Source organism: Falsiroseomonas selenitidurans (assembly GCF_012103215.1).
GTDB lineage: Bacteria > Pseudomonadota > Alphaproteobacteria > Acetobacterales > Acetobacteraceae > Falsiroseomonas > Falsiroseomonas selenitidurans.
Genome location: NZ_JAAVNE010000024.1, coordinates 50,082 through 67,395, shown reverse-complemented (window position 1 = coordinate 67,395; position 17,314 = coordinate 50,082). Strand labels below are relative to the sequence as shown.

Genomic DNA, 17,314 nt, shown 5'->3' with positions numbered 1-17,314 from the left:
GGTTCGGGCCATGGCCCGGTCTTGACGGATCTGAACGGAAAAGATGGTCCAAACCTGATGCGAGCACCCGGCTTCTGGGCGGGCGGTGGGGGGGTGATGCCCCTGCTGCTGTCCCCCATCTCCGCGCTCTACGCGCAGGCCACCGCCCGGCGCATGGCGCAGCAGGGCTGGCAGGCGCCGGTGCCGGTGATCTGCTGCGGCAACGCCACGGCCGGCGGCGCCGGCAAGACCACCGTGGCGCTGGATCTCGGCCGGCGCCTGGCGGATCGCGGCGTCGCCGCGCATTTCCTGACGCGCGGCTATGGCGGCACGGTGAAGGGCACCGCCCGCGTCGATCCCGCCACGCATGACAGCACCATGGTGGGCGACGAGGCGCTGCTGCTGGCGGAGGTGCGGCCCACCTGGGTTTCCGCCGACCGCGCCGCCGGCGCCCGCGCCGCGGTGGCCGCCAATGCCCAGGCCATCGTGATGGATGACGGGCTGCAGAACCCGGGGCTGGCGAAGGACCTCTCGCTGCTGGTCATCGATGGCGGCTACGGTTTCGGCAATGGCCGCATCATTCCCGCCGGCCCGCTGCGCGAACCGGTCGGCGCCGCCGCCGCCCGCAGCCACGTCGCCGTGCTGATCGGGGAGGATGAGACGGGGGCGCTGGCGCAATTGCCGCCCGGCCTGCCGGTGCTGCGCGCCCGGCTGCGGCCGGGGCCGGAGGCCGCGATCCTGGCCGGCCAGCCGGTCTTCGCCTTCTGCGGCATCGCCAACCCGCGCAAGTTCTTCGGCACGCTGGCCGAGGCCGGGGCGGTGCTGGCGGGGCGCGAATCCTTCCACGACCACTACCCCTACGATGCCGGGGACATGCAGGACCTGCTGGCCAAGGCGGATTCGCTGCGTGCCCTGCCGGTGACCACGAAGAAGGATTTCGTGCGCATTCCGCCCGCCTTCCGGTCCCGCGTCACGGTGGTGACGGTGGCGCTGGAATGGGCCGAATCGGCGCAGATCGAAAGCCTGCTGGATCCGCTGGCCGGCCGGGTGCCGATCCCGGCCTGAAGCAACCGGCGTTCAGATGGCGCCATCCGAACGCCCTTCTCGCCCTGGATTCAACGGTCTCCAGGGCATTTCCAGGTCAGGCGGAGCCGCCTGACGACCCGGATGGGGCGCGCCGGCACGGCGCCGGCGCAGGCGCGGGGCTCTCAGCGCGGATCATGCCCCGGCGCCCGCAGGCAACTGGCATGCATGTTGCATTTCCCCGGCCCGGAACAGGCCGGGGAGACCTCCATGAAGATCGGTGACGCCGCCGTATTCCGGCGCTTCTGGTATGTCGCGATGCCGATGGCGCGCCTCGCCGAGGGGCCGCAGCCCTTCTCCCTGTTCGGGGAGGAGATGGTGCTGTGGCAGGCGGCGGATGGCACCGTCTCGGCGCTGGAGGATTCCTGCTGCCACCGTTCCGCCCGCCTGTCGCTGGGCGAGTTGCGCGGCGCCGCCCTGGCCTGCCCCTATCATGGCTGGGAATTCAACGCCGCCGGCCAGTGCACGCTGATCCCGCAGCGGCCGGAGGTGGCGCCGCCCGCCAGCGCCCGGGTGAAGGCCTATCACGTGGCGCTGCGCTACGGCTTCGTCTGGGTCGCGGTGGAGGACCCGCTGATCCCGATCCCGGCGCTGCCGGAGGCCGAGGATGCGGGCTACCGCATCATCCAGGAATTCCACGAGCCCTGGGACATGTCGCTGTTCCGCCTGGTCGACAACTGGTTCGACCTGGCGCATGTCGCCTTCGTCCACCGCGGCACCCAAGGCGACATCAGCCAGCCTGTCCCGCCGCCGGAGGAGATCGAGGAGTTCGATTTCGGCCTGGTCTCCCGCGCCGTGGTGCCGATCGCCAACCGCAGCGAGGGCAAGAGCTACACCGGCATCGACAGCGACACCACGGTGCGCCGGCGCACCGCCACCTGGTGGGCGCCGAACTGCCGCAAGCTGCACATCACCTACCCCAACGGGCTGCAGCACATCATCTTCACCACGGCGACGCCGCTCGGCGACAAGCGGATCCTGTTCACCCAGTTCTGCATCAGGAACGACAGCGAGGCCGACATCCCGGCCGCCGCCGCCATCGCCTTCGACCGCCGCGTGACCACCGAGGACAAGATCATCCTCGAGGCGACCCGTGCCGACGTGCCGATCATGCCGGGGGAAAAGCCCGAGCAGGGCATGCCGCAGGACCGTGCCGGCAACCTGGCGCGCCGGAAGCTGCGCGCCATCGTCGAGACCCATTCCGCCCCGGCAAGCGTGCCGGAGCCGGCCACCGCCTGAGGACAGGGAGAAGGGATGATGCTGACCCGACGTGGCGCCTTCGGCGCCGGCCTTGCCACCGCCGCCATCCTGCGCAGCCCGGCGCTGCGGGCGCAGGGCCGAAGCTGCCGCTTCACCCTGGACTGGGCGATCAGCGGCAGCACCGCCTTCGCCCTGGCCGCGGTGCGCAACGGCTATTTCCGCGACGAGGGCATCGAGGTGCGGATGAGCCGCGGCTTCGGCTCCGGCCGCGTGCCGGTGGACATCGCCGGCGGCGCGCATGACATCGGCTTCGGCGACTTCTCCTCGATGATCCGCTTCACGGCGGAGAATCCGGCCAACGCCATGATCTGCGTGCTGATGGTCTATGACGGGCTGCCGGTGGCGGCCGTGGCGCGCCGCGACGGGCCGATCCGGGTGCCGAAGGACCTGGAGGGCAAGCGGATCGGCGCCCCCGATGGCGATGCCGGACGGGTGCTGTTCCCGGTCTTCGCCGATGCCGCCGGCTTCGACGCCAGCAAGGTGGAATGGGTCAGCGTTTCGCCGCAGCTGCGCGAGCCGATGCTCGTGCGCGGCCAGGTGGACGCCATCACCGGCTTCGTCAGCTCCGCCGTGCTGAGCCTGAAGGGGCTCGGCCTGGCGGAGGACCGGCAGGTCATCATGCGCTACCGCGACTTCGGCGTGCCGCTCTATTCCAACTGCGTGATGACGACGAAGCGCTATGCCGAGCAGAATCCGGAGATCGTCCGCGGCGTGGTGCGGGCCATCGCGCGCGGCGTTCAGTCCATGGTGCGGGACCCGGACAATGCCACCCAGGCGGTGAAGGAGGCGGAGCCGCTGGCGGAGGTGGGGATCGAGGGCCAGCGCGTGCGGCTGGTGAATGCCGAGATGATCCTGACCGAGCATTCCCGGCGCAACGGCCTGTCGGTGGTGGAGCCGGCGCGGCTGGCGCGCAACCTCGACATCCTGGAGAAGGTCTATGCCCTGCCGCGGCGGCCTTCCCAGGAAGAGATCTACACCACCGCCTTCCTGCCTCCCGCCGCCGACCTCAAGCTGAGCTGAGCGTTCGCGCTTTGATGCCCGAAGGCGCCGCGGTCGCAGGAGAGAGACGAGCCTAATCAACGGGCATCAGGGCACAGGCCCGATTGCCTCACGCTTGCTGAGCCGAAGGCCCTCTCCCCACCGGGAGAGGGCGGGCGCCCAGATCGATGCCTTGCGGCGTCGCAAGGCGACCTGGAAAACGCCTCGGACCAGCAAGCCGGAGCCGTCACACCGCCTTCGCTGCCGGTGAGACGGCTCCAGCCCCCGGCTATCGCCAGAGCCCCTGCCGCGCCAGCCAGCCCTGCACCAGGGCGGCCACTGCGTCGCTGTTGCGGTCCATCATCAGCATGTGGCTGTTGCCCGGAATGCCGCGGCCCGGCAGGTCCACATCCTCCACGGTGCCGCCGGCCGCCTGGATCGCCGCGGCAAAACCGCGGGCGTTGCGGCGGATGACGGACCAGCGCGGATCCTGCTCGACATAGTCGCCATAGACCAGCAGCTGCGGAATATCCTTCAGCTTCGCGGCCTCCGCCGCCACGCCGATGCCGGCGGGCTCGATGAGGACCAGCGCGCGGAACAGGTCCGGCCGCCGCTGCGCCACCTGCCAGGCAAGGGCGCCACCCTGGCTGTGCGCGATGACCACCGAAGGACCGACCCGCTCCAGCAGCGCGACATAGGCGGCGAGCACGTCCGCATCGGTGCCCAGATAGCGGGCCACCACCTGGCGGGTGAAGGCTTCATACTGCTCGGTCGGGAACTGGTTGCCCGGCAGGACGGAGCGCGTGGCATAGGACCCCGCGCCGGTGCCGATGCGGAACCGCTCCCACGGGTTCTGCGCCGGCAGGTGCAGCGGCGGGGCGTAGATCTCGGGCACCATGGCGGCGCCGCTGCGGCCGCGTTCCACCGCATCCGTCACATAGGTGGCCCAGCCGCGGCGCAGGAAGAACTCGTCCCAGCCCGGCCGGCCATCCGGCGTGGTTTCCCAGGTGACGCCGGTGAGATAGGCGCCGTGCCACAGCATCAGCGGCGCCGCGCCGCGCTGCGGCGCGGGCACCATGAAGCGGGCATACATCTGCCCCACCATGTGCACGCCGTTCGGGTCGATGCGCAGCGGCACGCTGCCCGCGGTCGGCAGGTATTCGCGTACCGGCTGGCCCGAAAGCACCACCTGCCGCCCGCCGACATGGAAGGAGCCGAAGCGCTCCAGCGTGATCGGCTGCGCCTGTGCGGCGCCGCCCAAGGCAAGCCAGGCCGCGGCAAGCGCGGCACCGAATCGGATCATGGCCATTTCCCCTCCGCCAGGCTCTCGGGCCGGCTGAGGCGATCCTACAGCGTGGGACGGCGTCCCGGCCATGGGCCAGGCGGCTATCGCCCGGCCATCACATCCTCGAACAGCGCCAGCAGCGCCAGGGCGAATTGCTGCATGTTGGCGGCGCGGTCGGCGTGCCCGGTCTCCAGCGTCACCACCCGTTCCACCGGGCCGGCGATTGCCAGGCAGCTATGCCCGGCCGCATCGCCATAGCGGTTGCCGGAGGGTCCGGCCGCGCCGGTTTCCGCGATGCCCCAGCTGGTGCCGAGCCGCGCCCGCAGCGTGCGGGCCAGCAGCATCGCATAGGGCTCGGAGGAGGAGCGCAGCCCCGCCCGCGCCATGTCCGCCGCGGAAATGCCCAGAAAAGCCTCTCGCGCCGGCGCCGTGTAGCTGACGGCGCCGCCGAGGAAATAGGCGCTTGCCCCCGGCACCGCGAGCAGGCTGGCCGAGACCAGCCCGCCGGCGGAGGATTCCGCCACGGCCACGGTTTCGCGGCGCGCCTTCAGCAACGCGCCAACCGCCTCGCCCTTGGCGAAGAGGTCCCGCACCTACTCGGCCGCCTGCGCATAGGCTTCCAGCGGCGCGCAGGTGCAGACCAGGTTGCGGTCGCCATGCACATTGTCCACCCGCTTCACCGGCGGCCAGTACTTCTGGCGGGCCACATAGGGCAGCGGGAAGGCGGCCTGTTCGCGGGTGTAGGGGTGCGTCCAGGCCTCCGCCGTGACCTCCGCCGCCGTGTGCGGGGCGTTCTTCAGCGGGTTGTCGGCACGGTCCATGCGGCCCTGCTCGATGGCGCGGATCTCGCCGCGGATCGCCACCATGGCGGCGATGAAGCGGTCCAGCTCGCCCATCGTCTCGGACTCCGTCGGCTCCACCATCAGCGTCCCGGTCACCGGCCAGGACATGGTGGGCGCGTGGAAGCCGTAATCCTGCAGCCGTTTGGCGATGTCCTCCACGCTGGCGCCGCCATTCTGCTGGAAGCCGCGGCAGTCCAGGATGCATTCATGCGCCACCATGCCCTGGCGCCCGCGGTAGAGCACCGGGTAGTGCGGCGCCAGCTTCGCCGCCACGTAGTTGGCGTTCAGGATCGCCACCTGCGTCGCCCGCGTCAGCCCCTCCGGCCCCATCATGCGGATATAGGCGTAGGAGATCGGCAGGATCGACGCGCTGCCGAAGGGCGCGGCGGCCACCGGACCATGGCTGGTCGCCTGCGGGCCGGCTTCCGCCAGCAGCGGGTGCGCCGGCAGGAACGGCGCCAGATGCGCCGCGACGCCGATCGGCCCCACGCCCGGGCCGCCGCCGCCATGCGGGATGCAGAAGGTCTTGTGCAGGTTCAGGTGGCAGACATCGGCGCCGATCGCGGCCGGGCTGGTCAGGCCCACCTGCGCGTTCATGTTGGCGCCATCCATGTAGACCTGCCCGCCCTTCTCATGGATCAGGGCGCAGATCTCCCGGATGGCTTCCTCGAAGACGCCATGGGTGGACGGGTAGGTGACCATCAGCGCGGCGAGGCGATCCGCATGCTGATCCACCTTGGCGCGCAGATCGTCCAGATCCACATTGCCATCGCGGTCGCAGCCCACCACCACCACCTTCATGCCCGCCATCACCGCGGAGGCCGGGTTGGTGCCATGGGCGCTACTCGGGATCAGGCAGATGTCGCGGTGCAGGTCGCCACGCGCCCGGTGCCAGGACCGGATCGCCAGCAGCCCGGCATATTCGCCCGCGCTGCCCGCATTCGGCTGCAGCGACACGGCGGCGAAGCCGGTGACGGCACACAGCCAGGCTTCCAGCCGCCGGATCATCTCCAGGTAGCCCGCCGCCTGGTCGATGGGGGCGAAGGGGTGGATGTTGGAGAATCCCGGGAAGGTGACCGGGATCATCTCCGCCGTCGCATTCAGCTTCATCGTGCAGGACCCCAGCGGGATCATGCTGCGGTTCAGCGCGACGTCCTTGTCTTCCAGCTTCTTCAGGTAGCGCAGCATCGCGTGTTCCGCGTGATGGCTGCGGAACACCTCCGCCGTCAGCACCGCGCTGGCGCGCGCCAGCGAGGCCGGGATGCCGCCCTCCGGGTCCAGCGAATCGAGGAGCGGCGGCACGGTGCCGGCGGCTTCCGCCATCGCCGCCATCAGCGCCAGCAGGTCCTCGCGCGTCACCGTCTCGTCCAGCGCGATGCCGACGCCGCCACCCTCATGGCGCGCCAGGTTGAAGCCGCGCTTCAGGCCAGCGGCGACCAGCGCCCCCGCCTTGTTGCCGGCTTCGAGGCAGATCGTGTCGAAGAGGTCGCGATGCCGCAGGGCGAAGCCGCAGCGCTTCGCCGCCGCGCCCAGCAGCCGCGCCTGCAGGGCGACGCGCCGGGCGATGCGGGCCAGGCCCTCCGGCCCGTGCCACACCGCATACATGCCGGCCATCACCGCCAGCAGCACCTGCGCGGTGCAGATGTTGCTCGTCGCCTTCTCGCGCCGGATGTGCTGCTCGCGCGTCTGCAGCGCGAGGCGCATGGCCGGCTGCCCTGCGGCATCGACGGAAACGCCCACCAGGCGCCCCGGCATCAGCCGCTTGTGCGAATCCTTCACCGCCATGTAGCCGGCATGCGGCCCGCCATAGCCCATCGGCACGCCGAAGCGCTGGGTGGAGCCGACGACGACATCGGCGCCCATCTCACCCGGCGGCTTCAGCAGCACCAGCGACAGCGGATCGGCGGCGACGATGGCGAGCCCGCCGGCGCCATGCGCCGCGGCGATCTCCCGCGTCAGGTCGCGCACCTCGCCCGTGGTGCCGGGGTATTGCAGCAGCAGCGCGAAGGGCTTTTCCGCGTTCACCGTCGCCACGACCTCGGCGGGCCTGGCGATCAGCACCCGGAAGCCCAGCGGCTCGGCCCGCGCGGCGACCACGGCGCGGGTCTGCGGATGCACATCCGCCGCGATCACCAGCGTATCGGACTTGCCGCGCGTCGCCGCATGGGCCAGCGCCATCGCCTCGGCGGCGGCCGTCGCCTCATCGAGCAGGGACGCATTCGCCACCGGCAGCCCGGCCAGATCCGTCACCATCGTCTGGAAGTTCAGCAGCGCTTCCAGCCGGCCCTGGGCGAGTTCCGCCTGATAGGGGGTGTAGGCCGTGTACCAGCCCGGATTCTCCAGCACGTTGCGGAGAATCACCGGCGGCGTCAGCGTGCCGTGGTAGCCCATGCCGATCAGCGACTTGATGTCGGCGCGGTTCTTCGCCGCCAGGGCGCGCAACTCCGCGATCGCCTCCGCTTCCGTCGCTGCCGGCGGCAGCGGCAGGGGGGCGGTGCTGCGTATACCGGCGGGCACGGTGCGCGCGGCCAGCGCCTCCAGGCTCTCGGCGCCGACCGCCCCCAGCATGGCGGCGATCTCGGCCTCGGAGGGGCCGATATGGCGGCGGGCGAATTCGCCCTTGTCCTCCAGCGCGGTCAGCTCGGCGATGGCGTTCATGCGAGGCTGTCCACGAAGGCCGCATAGGCCGCCTCGTCCATCAGCGCCTCCACGGCCGCGGCATCGACGCCGGCCAGGCGGAAGAACCAGCCCTCGCCGGTCGGGTCGGTGTTGATCAGCGCCGGGTTCTCGCCCAGCGCCGCATTGGCTTCCACCACGCGGCCCGCCACCGGCGCGTAGACGTCGGAAGCCGCCTTCACGCTTTCCACCACGGCGCAGGCCTCGGCCTCCGCCACCTCGCGCCCCGGCTCCGGCAGGTCGACGAAGACGACGTCGCCCAGTGCGTTCTGCGCGTGGTCGGTGATGCCGACGGTGGCGACATCGCCCTCCAGCCGCACCCATTCATGATCCTTGGTGAAGCGAAGCTCGGCCATCGGAAGCGTGTCCTTTTCAGCGGGCGTAGCGGTGCGGGGTGAAGGGCAGGGGGCAGGTGCGGGCGGGCAGCGCCTTGCCGCGCACCATCAGGTCCAGCGCGGTGCCATCGGCCGCCGCGCCACGCGCGACATAGCCCATGGCGATGGGCGCATTGACGGAAGGGCCGAAGCCGCCGGAAGTGATCTCGCCGATCACGGCGCCGTCCTGCTGCACCAGGGTGTGGCCGCGGGCCGGCTGGCGGCCTTCCGGCTGGATGCCGACGCGCAGCCGCGCCGGGCCCCCGTCCAGCTCCGCCCGGCAGCGTTCGGCGCCGCGGAAATCCCAGGCCATGCGGCGGCGCTTGCCCATGGTCCAGACCAGGTTGGCCTCCACCGGGCTGGTGGTCTCGTCCAGGTCGTTGCCGTAGAGGCAGAGCCCGGCCTCCAGCCGCAGCGAATCGCGCGCGCCGAGGCCGGCCGGCTTCACGCCCGGCAGCGCCAGCAGGGCGCGGGCCAGGGCCTCGGCCTGTTCCGCCGGGACGGAGATCTCCACCCCATCCTCCCCGGTATAGCCGCTGCGGCTGACCAGGCAGGGGATGCCGGCGAGGGCGTGTTCGGCGAAATCCATGAATTTCATGGCGGCGATGCCCGGCGCCAGCGTCGCGAGGGCCGGCACGGCGCCCGGCCCCTGCAAGGCCAGCAGCGCCCGGTCCGGCAGCGGCCGCAGCGTGACTCCGGCGGGCAGCACCGCCTCGATGGCCGGGATGTCCAGATGCTTGCGGGAGGCATTGAGCACCAGGAACAGCCGGTCGCCGCGATTGGCCACCATGAAATCATCCAGGATGCCGCCGCTCTCCGTCATCAGCACCCCATAGCGCTGCCGGCCGGGCTTCAGGCCCTGCACATCGGCGGGCGTCAGCTTCTCCAGCGCCGCGGCGGCGCCGTCGCCCACCAGCTCGGCCTGGCCCATATGGGAGACGTCGAACAGCCCGGCGGCATCCCGCGTGTGCAGATGCTCCGTCAGGATGCCGGCGGGGTATTGCACGGGCATCGCATAGCCCGCGAAGGGGACCATCCGGCCCCCGAGTTGGCGGTGCAACGAGGCAAGCGGAGTCTCCAGCAGATCGGTCACGGTGCCCCCAAAGGCTGCCACACGCCGGAATGGCGCGCGGTGTTCCGTGACCCCCCTCTGTCCGGTGACCTGAGAGATTCGGCCCGGCTGGCGGCGGGCCTTTCTCCGTCGGTGCCGCGCCCCGTTCGGGGCGCAGGCTTTCCAGAGTCCCGCCGCCACCCTTCGGCAGCAATCCGCGCGGCCCTTCTGCCTGAGCGTTTCCGGGGGCCGGTTGCGCCTTCGGCGGTGGCCGCCGCACCCCTGCCGGGATGCCGCCGCCACTCTCTCCCGCGCGGTGTCAGCGGGAGAGCGCGGTATGCCCGAGCCGCGATCCGCGCGCAACGGCGCCCTGACGAGGCGCGCCAGGATGGACGCCGGGCGGGGGCGGTGATTGCCTGCGCGCCGGGAACCGAAGGGGACGGCCATGCGGGAATTGACGGCGGAAGCCCTGCTGCGGGCGGTGGAAGGCTGGGTCCGCCTGGAAAGCCCGACGCAGGACGCGGCCGCGGTGAACCGCATGGCGGACCATGTGGCAGCGAAGCTGCGGGCCATCGGCGCCCGCATCGAACGCACCCCCGGCCGGGACGGCTTCGCCGACATCCTGCTCGGCCGAGTCGAAGGTGAACGGAACGATAAGCCAGGCCTGCTGGTCTGCGGCCATGTCGACACGGTGCATCCCGTCGGCACCCTGGCCGGCGCGCTGCCCTTCCGGGTGGAAGGCGGCCGCGCCTACGGCCCGGGGATCTACGACATGAAGGGCGGCAATGCGATGGCCGTCGCCGCGCTGGAATACCTGTACGCCACCGGCCGCCGCCCGCATCTGCCGGTGACGGTGATGATGATCCCGGACGAGGAGATGGGCAGCCCCTCCTCCCGCCCCGCCATCGAGGCGGAGGCGCGACGCCATGCCGCGGTGCTGGTGCCGGAGCCGTCGGGGGAGGGCGGCCGGCTGACGGTCGGCCGGCACGGCATCGCGCGCCACCACCTGCGCACCATCGGTCGCCCCGCCCATGCCGGCGCCACCCATGCCGAGGGCCGCTCCGCGATCCGGGAGATGGCGCGCCAGATCCTGGCGATCGAGGCGCTGACCGACCATGCGCGCCAGTTCTACGTGAACATCGGCACCGTCTCCGGCGGCACGCATGAGAACATCGTGCCCGCCGAATGCCGCGCCATCTGCTACGCGCTGGTGCCCACGGCGGCGGAGGCGGCGGAACTAGCGGCGGCGCTGGCCGCGCTGCGGCCGCAGGATCCGGATGTGCGGCTGGAGATCACGCCCGGCCTGTCCCGCCCGCCCTTCGGCAAGACCAGGGCGATCCAGGCGCTCTACGACCACGCCCGGGCGCTGGCGGCCGATGGCCCCTACCCGGTGCTGGGGGAGCGCATCGCCGGCGGCGGCAGCGACGGCAATTTCACCGGCGCGCTCGGCGTGCCGACGCTGGACGGGCTGGGCGTGATCGGTGGCGGGCCGCACAGCCATGAGGAGCACATCGAGATCGGCTGCCTGGTGCCACGCACCCGCCTGTTCGTCCGGCTGTTCGAGACGCTGGGCCGGCCGGGCGCGCCGCTGGGGTAGCAGCGCCGGCGTGCGGGCGTGGTCATCCTGCCGGCCGGCAACTTGCCGCGGCGTGGCCCGTTGCCCCGGGATGTCCTTCCGCCCCACCGCCCGCCTCCTCGCCGCCTCCGCCACCGCCCTCGGGCTGCTGGCCCTGGCCAATCACGTGGTCGCCCGCCGCAGCGAGGCCCGGCGCCCGCCGCGGGGCCGCTTCGTCCAGGTGGACGGGCTGCGGCTGCATGTCATCGAGCATGGGACCGACCGACCCGGCCCGCCCGTGGTGCTGCTGCACGGCAACGGCGCCATGGCCGAGGATTTCGCCCTCAGCGGGATCGTCGGGTCGCTGGCCCGCCACCACCATGTCCTGGTCTTCGACCGCCCGGGCTTCGGCCACAGCGACCGGCCGCGCCGCCGGATCTGGACGGCGGCGGCCCAGGCGCGGCTGATCGGCCGGGCGCTGCACCGGCTGGGCGTGGACCGCGCCGTGCTGGCGGGGCATTCCTGGGGCACGCTGGTGGCGATGGAGATGGCGCTGCAGCGGCCGGACCAGGTGGCGGCGCTGGTGCTGATGTCCGGCTACTACACGCCCACCCTGCGGGCGGAGGTGCCGGCCTTCTCGGGCCCCGCCATCCCCATCCTGGGCGACCTGCTGCGCTACACGCTGTCGCCCCTGCTGGGCCTGGCCATCGCGCCGCTGCTGTTCCGGCGGATCTTCGCCCCCGGCCCGGTGCCGGCGCATTTCGCCGCCGGCTTCCCCACCGGCCTGGCGCTGCGCCCGTCCCAGCTGCGCGCCGCGGCGGCCGACACGGCGCTGATGGTGCCGGCCGCCATGGCCACCCGCCACCGGCACGGGGCGCTGCCCATGCCCGTGCTGATCCTGGCCGGCGACGGGGACCGCATCGTCGATGTCGAGCGCCAATCCGGCCGCCTGCACCGCGACATCCCCGGCAGCACTCTGCGGCTGCTGCCCGGCGCGGGCCACATGATCCATCACCAGGCGCCGGACGCGGTGGTGCGGGCGATCCGCGACGCCGCCGCCCGCGCAACGGCCTGAGCCCGCGCGCGCTGCGCGGTGATTGCGCCGGCGGATTCGCGCCAGCGTGACCGCCCCGCCGCCGAACCCGGTGGCCCCGCCCGGCATTCAGGCGTCACGCGAAGGGCGCGGCAGGGGGATTGGACGGATGCGGGCACTGGTCTGGCACGGCAAGGAGGACATCCGGTGCGACAGCGTGCCGGACCCGGTCATCGAGGACCCGCGCGACGCCATCATCCGCGTCACCGCCTGCGCCATCTGCGGGTCCGACCTGCACCTGTTCCACAACATGATCCCGGCGATGAAGCCCGGCGACATCATGGGGCACGAAACGATGGGGGAGGTGGTGGAGGTCGGCGCCGGCGCCGCCGGCCGGCTGCGCAAGGGCGAACGCGTGGTCATCCCCTTCACCATCACCTGCGGCGAATGCCCGCAATGCCGCCGCGGCTACTATTCGGCCTGCGAGCGCAGCAACCGGAACAAGGCGATGGCGGACAAGGTCTTCGGCCATGCCGGCGCCGGCATGTTCGGCTACAGCCAGCTGACCGGCGGCTATGCCGGCGGGCAGGCGGAATACCTCCGCGTGCCCTTCGCCGACGAAACGCACATCAAGGTGCCGGACGGCCTGACCGACGACCAGGTGCTGTTCCTCTCGGACATCCTGCCCACCGGCTGGCAGGCCGCCGTGCAATGCGACATCGAGCGCGACGACACCGTGGTGGTCTGGGGCTGCGGCCCGGTCGGGCAGATGGCCATCCGCTCCGCCGTGCTGCTCGGCGCCAAGCAGGTCATCGCCATCGACCGGCTGCCGGAGCGCCTCGGCATGGCCGCCGCCGGCGGCGCCATCCCGCTGAACTTCGAGGAGGACCGCATCATCGAGCGGCTGAACGACATGACGGACGGCAAGGGCCCGCAGAAATGCATCGATGCCACCGGCATGGAAAGCCATGTCGGCCTCGGCCAGCCCGATACGCTGTACGACCGCGCCAAGCAGATGGTGATGCTGGAGAATGACCGCCCGCATGTGCTGCGGGAGATGATCTATGTCTGCCGCCCCGGCGGCATCCTGTCCGTCCCCGGCGTCTACAGCGGGCTGATCGACAAGTTCCCGATGGGCCTCGTGATGAACAAGGGCCTGACCATCCGCACCGGCCAGACGCATGTGCGGCGCTGGACCGACGACCTGCTGCGGCGGATCGAGGCCGGGCAGATCGATCCTTCCTTCGTCATCACCCATCGCGTCGGGCTGCAGGAGGGGCCGGAGATGTACAACGTTTTCCGCAACAAGCAGGACGGCTGCATCAAGGTGGTGCTGAGGCCATGAGGACCCCCATGCGCCACCCCCCGCGCGGCTCCCTCGGCACCGCGGACCGGCTGGGCCGGGCGCTTGGCTGGTTCAGCATCGGGCTCGGCCTGGTGCAGATCGCCGCGCCCAGCCGCGTCAGCCGGGCGCTGGGGATGCGCGGGCAGGAAGGGCTGATGCGCATGACCGGGGCGCGGGAGGTGGCGAGCGGCCTGCTGTCGCTGTCCGTCGATCGCGGCCTCGGCCTGCGCGCCCGACTGGCCGGCGATGCGATGGATGCGGTGAGCCTGGCGATGGTCCTCGGCCGCGGCCGGGGCGGCGGCGCCAGGGCCGGGGTGGCGCTGGCGGCGGTGGCCGGCATCGCGCTGGTGGACCTGCTGGTGGCGCAATCCCTGGCCAAACGGCATGGCCGGGAACGCGCGCGCGCCATGGCGCCGCTGCGCCGCCATCATGGCGACCGCAGCGGCTTTCCCGGCGGCCTTGCCCGGGCCCGCGGCGCGGCGGCGGATTTCCCGGTCCCGCCCGACCTGCGGGCGACGCCAGAGGCGCCCCGGCTGGGGTCCTGAGCACGCGCAGCGCGCCGGATCGGGCGGTCTTGGGCGCCGCGGCCAGGATCGCGGCCAGGATCGCGGCCAGGATCGCGGCCCTGGGCGCGCGGCGCTCAGCTGCTGGCCTGCGCCAGGGCGCTGCGCAGCTCATCCAGGCCGAAGGGCTTGCGCAGCAGCGGCAGTCCCAGCGCCTCCACCCGCGCCGGCGCGCCGCTGAAGCCGCTGCACAGCACCACCGGCAGGCCCGGCCGCTCGCTCGCCAGGCGGCGCGCCAGGTCCAGCCCGTCCTGCCCGCCTGGCATCACCACGTCGGTCATCACCAGGTCAGGCGGCGGGCCCGCCGCCAGCGCCCGCAGCGCCGCCGCGGCGCTCGACACCCGCCGGACCCGGTGGCCCAGATGGCGCAGCATGTCCGCGGTCAGGGCGGCCACGGCCTCGTCATCCTCCACCAGCAGGAGGTCCAGGGGCCGCGTATCCGGCAGCTGCGGCGGGGTCTCGCGGGAAGCGGCCTGCACTGCCTCGGCGGGTGCCCGCGGCAGCAGCAGCGAGACGGTGGTGCCGCGCCCCGGCTCGCTTTGCACCCGCGCCGCGCCGCCCGACTGCCGGACGAAGCCGTAGACCTGGGCGAGGCCCAGGCCGGTGCCGTGCCCGGCCTCCTTCGTGGTGAAGAACGGCTCGAAGGCGCGGCTCAGCACGTCCGGCGTCATGCCGATGCCATTGTCGGCGATGCAGAGCCGCACATAGTCGCCATCCACCAGGTCAGGGCTCCCCGCCCGCGACAGGCTGGCATTCTGCGCCCGCAGGCGCAGCCTTCCGCCGCGCGGCATTGCGTCCCGCGCATTCACCGCCAGGTTCAGCAGGGCCAGTTCCAGCTCGCCGGCATCGACCAGCACCGGCCAGAGGTCGGGCTGCATCTCGATCTCGATGGTGATGTCGCCGCGCAGGGTGCGGGCCAGCAATTCGCGCATCTCGGTCAGCCAGCCGCGCAGTTCCAGCGGCCCCGGATGCAGCGTCTGACGGCGCGCGAAGGTCAGCAGGCGCCGGGTCAGGTCGGCGCCGCGCCGCGCCGCCTGCGCCATCGCTTCCGCCAGCTTCTCGCGCCGCGCCGGGTCCTCGGCAGTGCGCAGCAGGGCGATGCCGCTGGTGATGACGGAGAGAAGGTTGTTGAAATCATGCGCCACGCCGCCGGTCAGCTGGCCGAGCGCCTCCAGCTTCAGGGTCTGGAACAGCTGCGCCTGGGCGGCTTCCCGCGCCCGCACCTCCTGTTCCACCTCGCGCCGCAGGCCGCGATTGGCGTCTTCCAGCGTCAGCTCCGCCAGCTTGCGGTCGGTGATGTCGAGGTTGAGCCCGATGAGCCGGACCGGCCGCCCGGCCCGGTCACAGACCAGCCGGCCGCGGCCGGACAGCCAGCGCAGGCCGCGGTGCGGGTGGAGGATGCGGTACTCGACCTTGAATTCCGGCGTCGTCCGCCGCAGGCATGCCTGCAACGCCGCCTCGGCCACCGCGCGGTCGGCGCTGTGGATCGAGGCGACCCAGGCGGCGTAGGAGGGCCGGACCGTCGAGGGATCCAGCCCGTACAGGTCGAAATACTCCTCCGACCATTCGACGCGGTCGTTCAGGATGTCCCAGTCCCAGGTGCCGGCGCCGGCATAGGATTGCGCCAGGCGCAGCCTTTCCTCGCTGTCGCGCAGCCGGGCATTCGCCGCCGCCAGCTCCGCGGTGCGTTCCTTCACCCGCTGTTCGAGCAGCGCATTCGCCTGCGCCAGCGCGGTATTCGCCTGCTCCAGCTCCTCGGCGATGACCTGCAGCTCCTCCAGCGCCACCTGCAGGTTTTCGGCATGGGCCGCGGCCTCGGCAGGCGGGACTGCGGGCTGGCGCAGCAGCGAACGGGCCTGCTCCGCCGCGGCCTCGCGCTGCATCAGCTGCCCCTCCACCTCCCGCAGGCGGCGCCGGGCGTGCGCCACCTCGTCGGCCAGCCTGTTGCGGTCGGCGAGGAGATCCGCGGCCTGGTTGCGCACATCCTCGAGCGCGACGCGCAGCTGCTCGAGCTCCGCCGCCGTCCGTTCCGATTCCGCTTCGTCTCCGCCGCCGTCCACCTCGCCTCCCCTTGCGGAACAATGGCCCCGCATAGGCGTTAATTTCCTGCCAGGCTGGAAGGCAGAAGGCGCCCGCTCCCGGAAAGTTCAAAACGATCGGGTACGGAACAAGGCGGCTTAATGGTGCTGCGGGCCGGGCCCTCGGCTGGAATCGGCGCATGGAACTGTCGGGCGGCAAAGGAAACCGGGGTGCAGAACCACGACCTGATCGTGCTCGGGGCCTCGGCCGGCGGCCTGGATGCGCTGACGGCGATCTGCCGCGGCCTGCCGGCCGACCTGCCGGCCGCCCTGCTGGTGGTGCAGCATGTCTCCCCCACCTCCCGCAGCGCGATGGCCGAGATCCTCGGCCGCGCCGGAAAGCTGCCGTCGGCGCAGGCCACGGATGGCGCCCGCATACGGCCCGGCACCATCCTGGTGGCGCCGCCGGACCAGCACCTGCTGGTGGCGCGGGAGGGTGACCGCGTGCTGCTGCGCCGCGGGCCACAGGAAAACCGCACCCGCCCGGCGATCGACCCGCTGTTCCGTTCCGCCGCCGTGGCGCGCGGCCCGCGGGTGGTGGGCGTGGTGCTCAGCGGCATGCTGGACGATGGCACGGCGGGGCTGGTTGCGGTGAAGGCCTGCGGCGGGATCAGCGTGGTGCAGGACCCGGCCGATGCCGCCTGGCCCGACATGCCGCGCAACGCCCTGCTGGGCGACAGCCCCGACCATTGCCTGCCCGCCGCCGCCTTGCCCGCGCTGCTGGACCGCCTGGCGCGCACCAGCGCCGGGCCGTCCGCCGCCGTGCCGTCCTGGCTGCTGACGGAAACCCGCATCGCCGAGCAGGAGATGGCCGGCATGGCGAACAGTCCGGGGAGCGTCGGCCTCCCCAGCCGGATGAGCTGCCCGGCCTGTGGCGGTGTGCTGAACGAGATCGAGGATGAGGCCCGGCCGCGCTTCCGCTGCCAGATCGGCCACGCCTTCGGCCCGGACAGCCTGGCCATGGCGCAGCAGGAATCACTGGAGGAGGCGCTGTCCGTCGCCATCCGCACGCATCACGACCGCAAGCTGCTGTTCCGCCGCATGCAGGAACAGGCGGCCATGCGCGGCATGACGCATGCCACCCGCCGCTGGCAGGCGGCGGCGGCGGAGGCGGATCGCGCCGCGGGGCTGATCGGCCGCGCCATGGCGACGCTGCGCGGCGCGACGAAGGACGAGGCGTGAAGGCCGGCGCCTGTCTCCGGCCGAGGGCCC

Annotated in this window: 14 protein-coding genes and 2 riboswitches; of the genes, 8 read left to right on the top strand and 6 right to left on the bottom strand. The window is 72.3% G+C overall.

All coding sequences use genetic code 11. The annotated features are described in order from the left end of the window. The first annotated feature begins 57 nt into the window (after positions 1-57). The 3 genes from lpxK to HEQ75_RS15515 all read left to right on the top strand — a co-directional run bounded on the left by lpxK (position 58) and on the right by HEQ75_RS15515 (position 3,342). Positions 58-1,044 (top strand): tetraacyldisaccharide 4'-kinase, encoded by a 987-nt coding sequence (gene lpxK / locus HEQ75_RS15525; RefSeq protein ID WP_168032189.1) that lies wholly within the window; start codon positions 58-60, stop codon positions 1,042-1,044. 186 nt (positions 1,045-1,230) lie between these two features. Beyond that, entirely contained in the window at positions 1,231-2,301 is a 1,071-nt protein-coding gene (locus tag HEQ75_RS15520; RefSeq protein ID WP_168032187.1) for an aromatic ring-hydroxylating oxygenase subunit alpha, read from the top strand. Between the two features lie 18 nt (positions 2,302-2,319). Beyond that, positions 2,320-3,342 (top strand): ABC transporter substrate-binding protein, encoded by a 1,023-nt coding sequence (locus tag HEQ75_RS15515; protein WP_209318583.1) that lies wholly within the window; start codon positions 2,320-2,322, stop codon positions 3,340-3,342. Positions 3,343-3,589: 247 nt separating this feature from the next. Here HEQ75_RS15515 and HEQ75_RS15510 read toward each other — a convergent pair whose 3' ends face one another. The 5 genes from HEQ75_RS15510 to gcvT all read right to left on the bottom strand — a co-directional run bounded on the left by HEQ75_RS15510 (position 3,590) and on the right by gcvT (position 9,561). Then, on the bottom strand, positions 3,590-4,603 hold the full coding sequence (locus HEQ75_RS15510; RefSeq protein WP_168032183.1) for an alpha/beta fold hydrolase: 1,014 nt from the start codon (positions 4,601-4,603) through the stop codon (positions 3,590-3,592). 83 nt (positions 4,604-4,686) lie between these two features. Further along, positions 4,687-5,178: a CinA family protein gene (locus tag HEQ75_RS15505; RefSeq protein WP_168032181.1), complete on the bottom strand. Its 492-nt coding sequence runs from the start codon at positions 5,176-5,178 to the stop codon at positions 4,687-4,689. Continuing rightward, complete coding sequence (gene gcvP / locus HEQ75_RS15500) at positions 5,179-8,085, bottom strand: aminomethyl-transferring glycine dehydrogenase (RefSeq protein ID WP_168032179.1); 2,907 nt, start codon at positions 8,083-8,085, stop codon at positions 5,179-5,181. After that, the gene (gene gcvH / locus HEQ75_RS15495; RefSeq protein WP_168032177.1) at positions 8,082-8,459 is read right to left on the bottom strand and encodes a glycine cleavage system protein GcvH; all 378 of its coding nucleotides are present in this window, start codon (positions 8,457-8,459) and stop codon (positions 8,082-8,084) included. The genes gcvP and gcvH overlap by 4 nt, the downstream gene beginning before the upstream one ends. 16 nt (positions 8,460-8,475) lie before the next feature. Beyond that, positions 8,476-9,561, bottom strand: coding sequence for a glycine cleavage system aminomethyltransferase GcvT (gene gcvT, locus HEQ75_RS15490; protein ID WP_168032216.1), 1,086 nt, complete (start codon positions 9,559-9,561; stop codon positions 8,476-8,478). Between the two features lie 56 nt (positions 9,562-9,617). Further along, a riboswitch (glycine riboswitch) is annotated at positions 9,618-9,725 on the bottom strand. 13 nt (positions 9,726-9,738) lie between these two features. After that, a riboswitch (glycine riboswitch) is annotated at positions 9,739-9,850 on the bottom strand. 123 nt (positions 9,851-9,973) lie between these two features. Between gcvT and HEQ75_RS15485 the strand changes: the two genes are divergently transcribed. The 4 genes from HEQ75_RS15485 to HEQ75_RS15470 all read left to right on the top strand — a co-directional run bounded on the left by HEQ75_RS15485 (position 9,974) and on the right by HEQ75_RS15470 (position 14,006). Further along, positions 9,974-11,125 carry a M20 family metallopeptidase gene (locus HEQ75_RS15485; RefSeq protein ID WP_168032175.1) on the top strand — a complete coding sequence of 384 codons (1,152 nt, stop codon included), beginning with the start codon at positions 9,974-9,976 and terminating at the stop codon, positions 11,123-11,125. 70 nt (positions 11,126-11,195) lie between these two features. Beyond that, entirely contained in the window at positions 11,196-12,158 is a 963-nt protein-coding gene (locus HEQ75_RS15480; protein ID WP_168032173.1) for an alpha/beta fold hydrolase, read from the top strand. Positions 12,159-12,285: 127 nt separating this feature from the next. After that, positions 12,286-13,461, top strand: coding sequence for a zinc-dependent alcohol dehydrogenase (locus tag HEQ75_RS15475; protein ID WP_168032171.1), 1,176 nt, complete (start codon positions 12,286-12,288; stop codon positions 13,459-13,461). A gap of 8 nt (positions 13,462-13,469) precedes the next feature. Then, positions 13,470-14,006: a hypothetical protein gene (locus HEQ75_RS15470; protein WP_168032169.1), complete on the top strand. Its 537-nt coding sequence runs from the start codon at positions 13,470-13,472 to the stop codon at positions 14,004-14,006. A gap of 95 nt (positions 14,007-14,101) precedes the next feature. On the opposite strand, the gene HEQ75_RS15465 is transcribed toward HEQ75_RS15470, so the two are convergent. Then, positions 14,102-16,084, bottom strand: a complete 1,983-nt coding sequence (locus HEQ75_RS15465; protein ID WP_168032167.1) for an ATP-binding protein — start codon at positions 16,082-16,084, stop codon at positions 14,102-14,104. A gap of 189 nt (positions 16,085-16,273) precedes the next feature. Here HEQ75_RS15465 and HEQ75_RS15460 point away from each other — a divergent pair, with 189 nt between their 5' ends. After that, on the top strand, positions 16,274-17,284 hold the full coding sequence (locus HEQ75_RS15460; protein WP_168032165.1) for a chemotaxis protein CheB: 1,011 nt from the start codon (positions 16,274-16,276) through the stop codon (positions 17,282-17,284). Positions 17,285-17,314 lie beyond the last annotated feature (30 nt).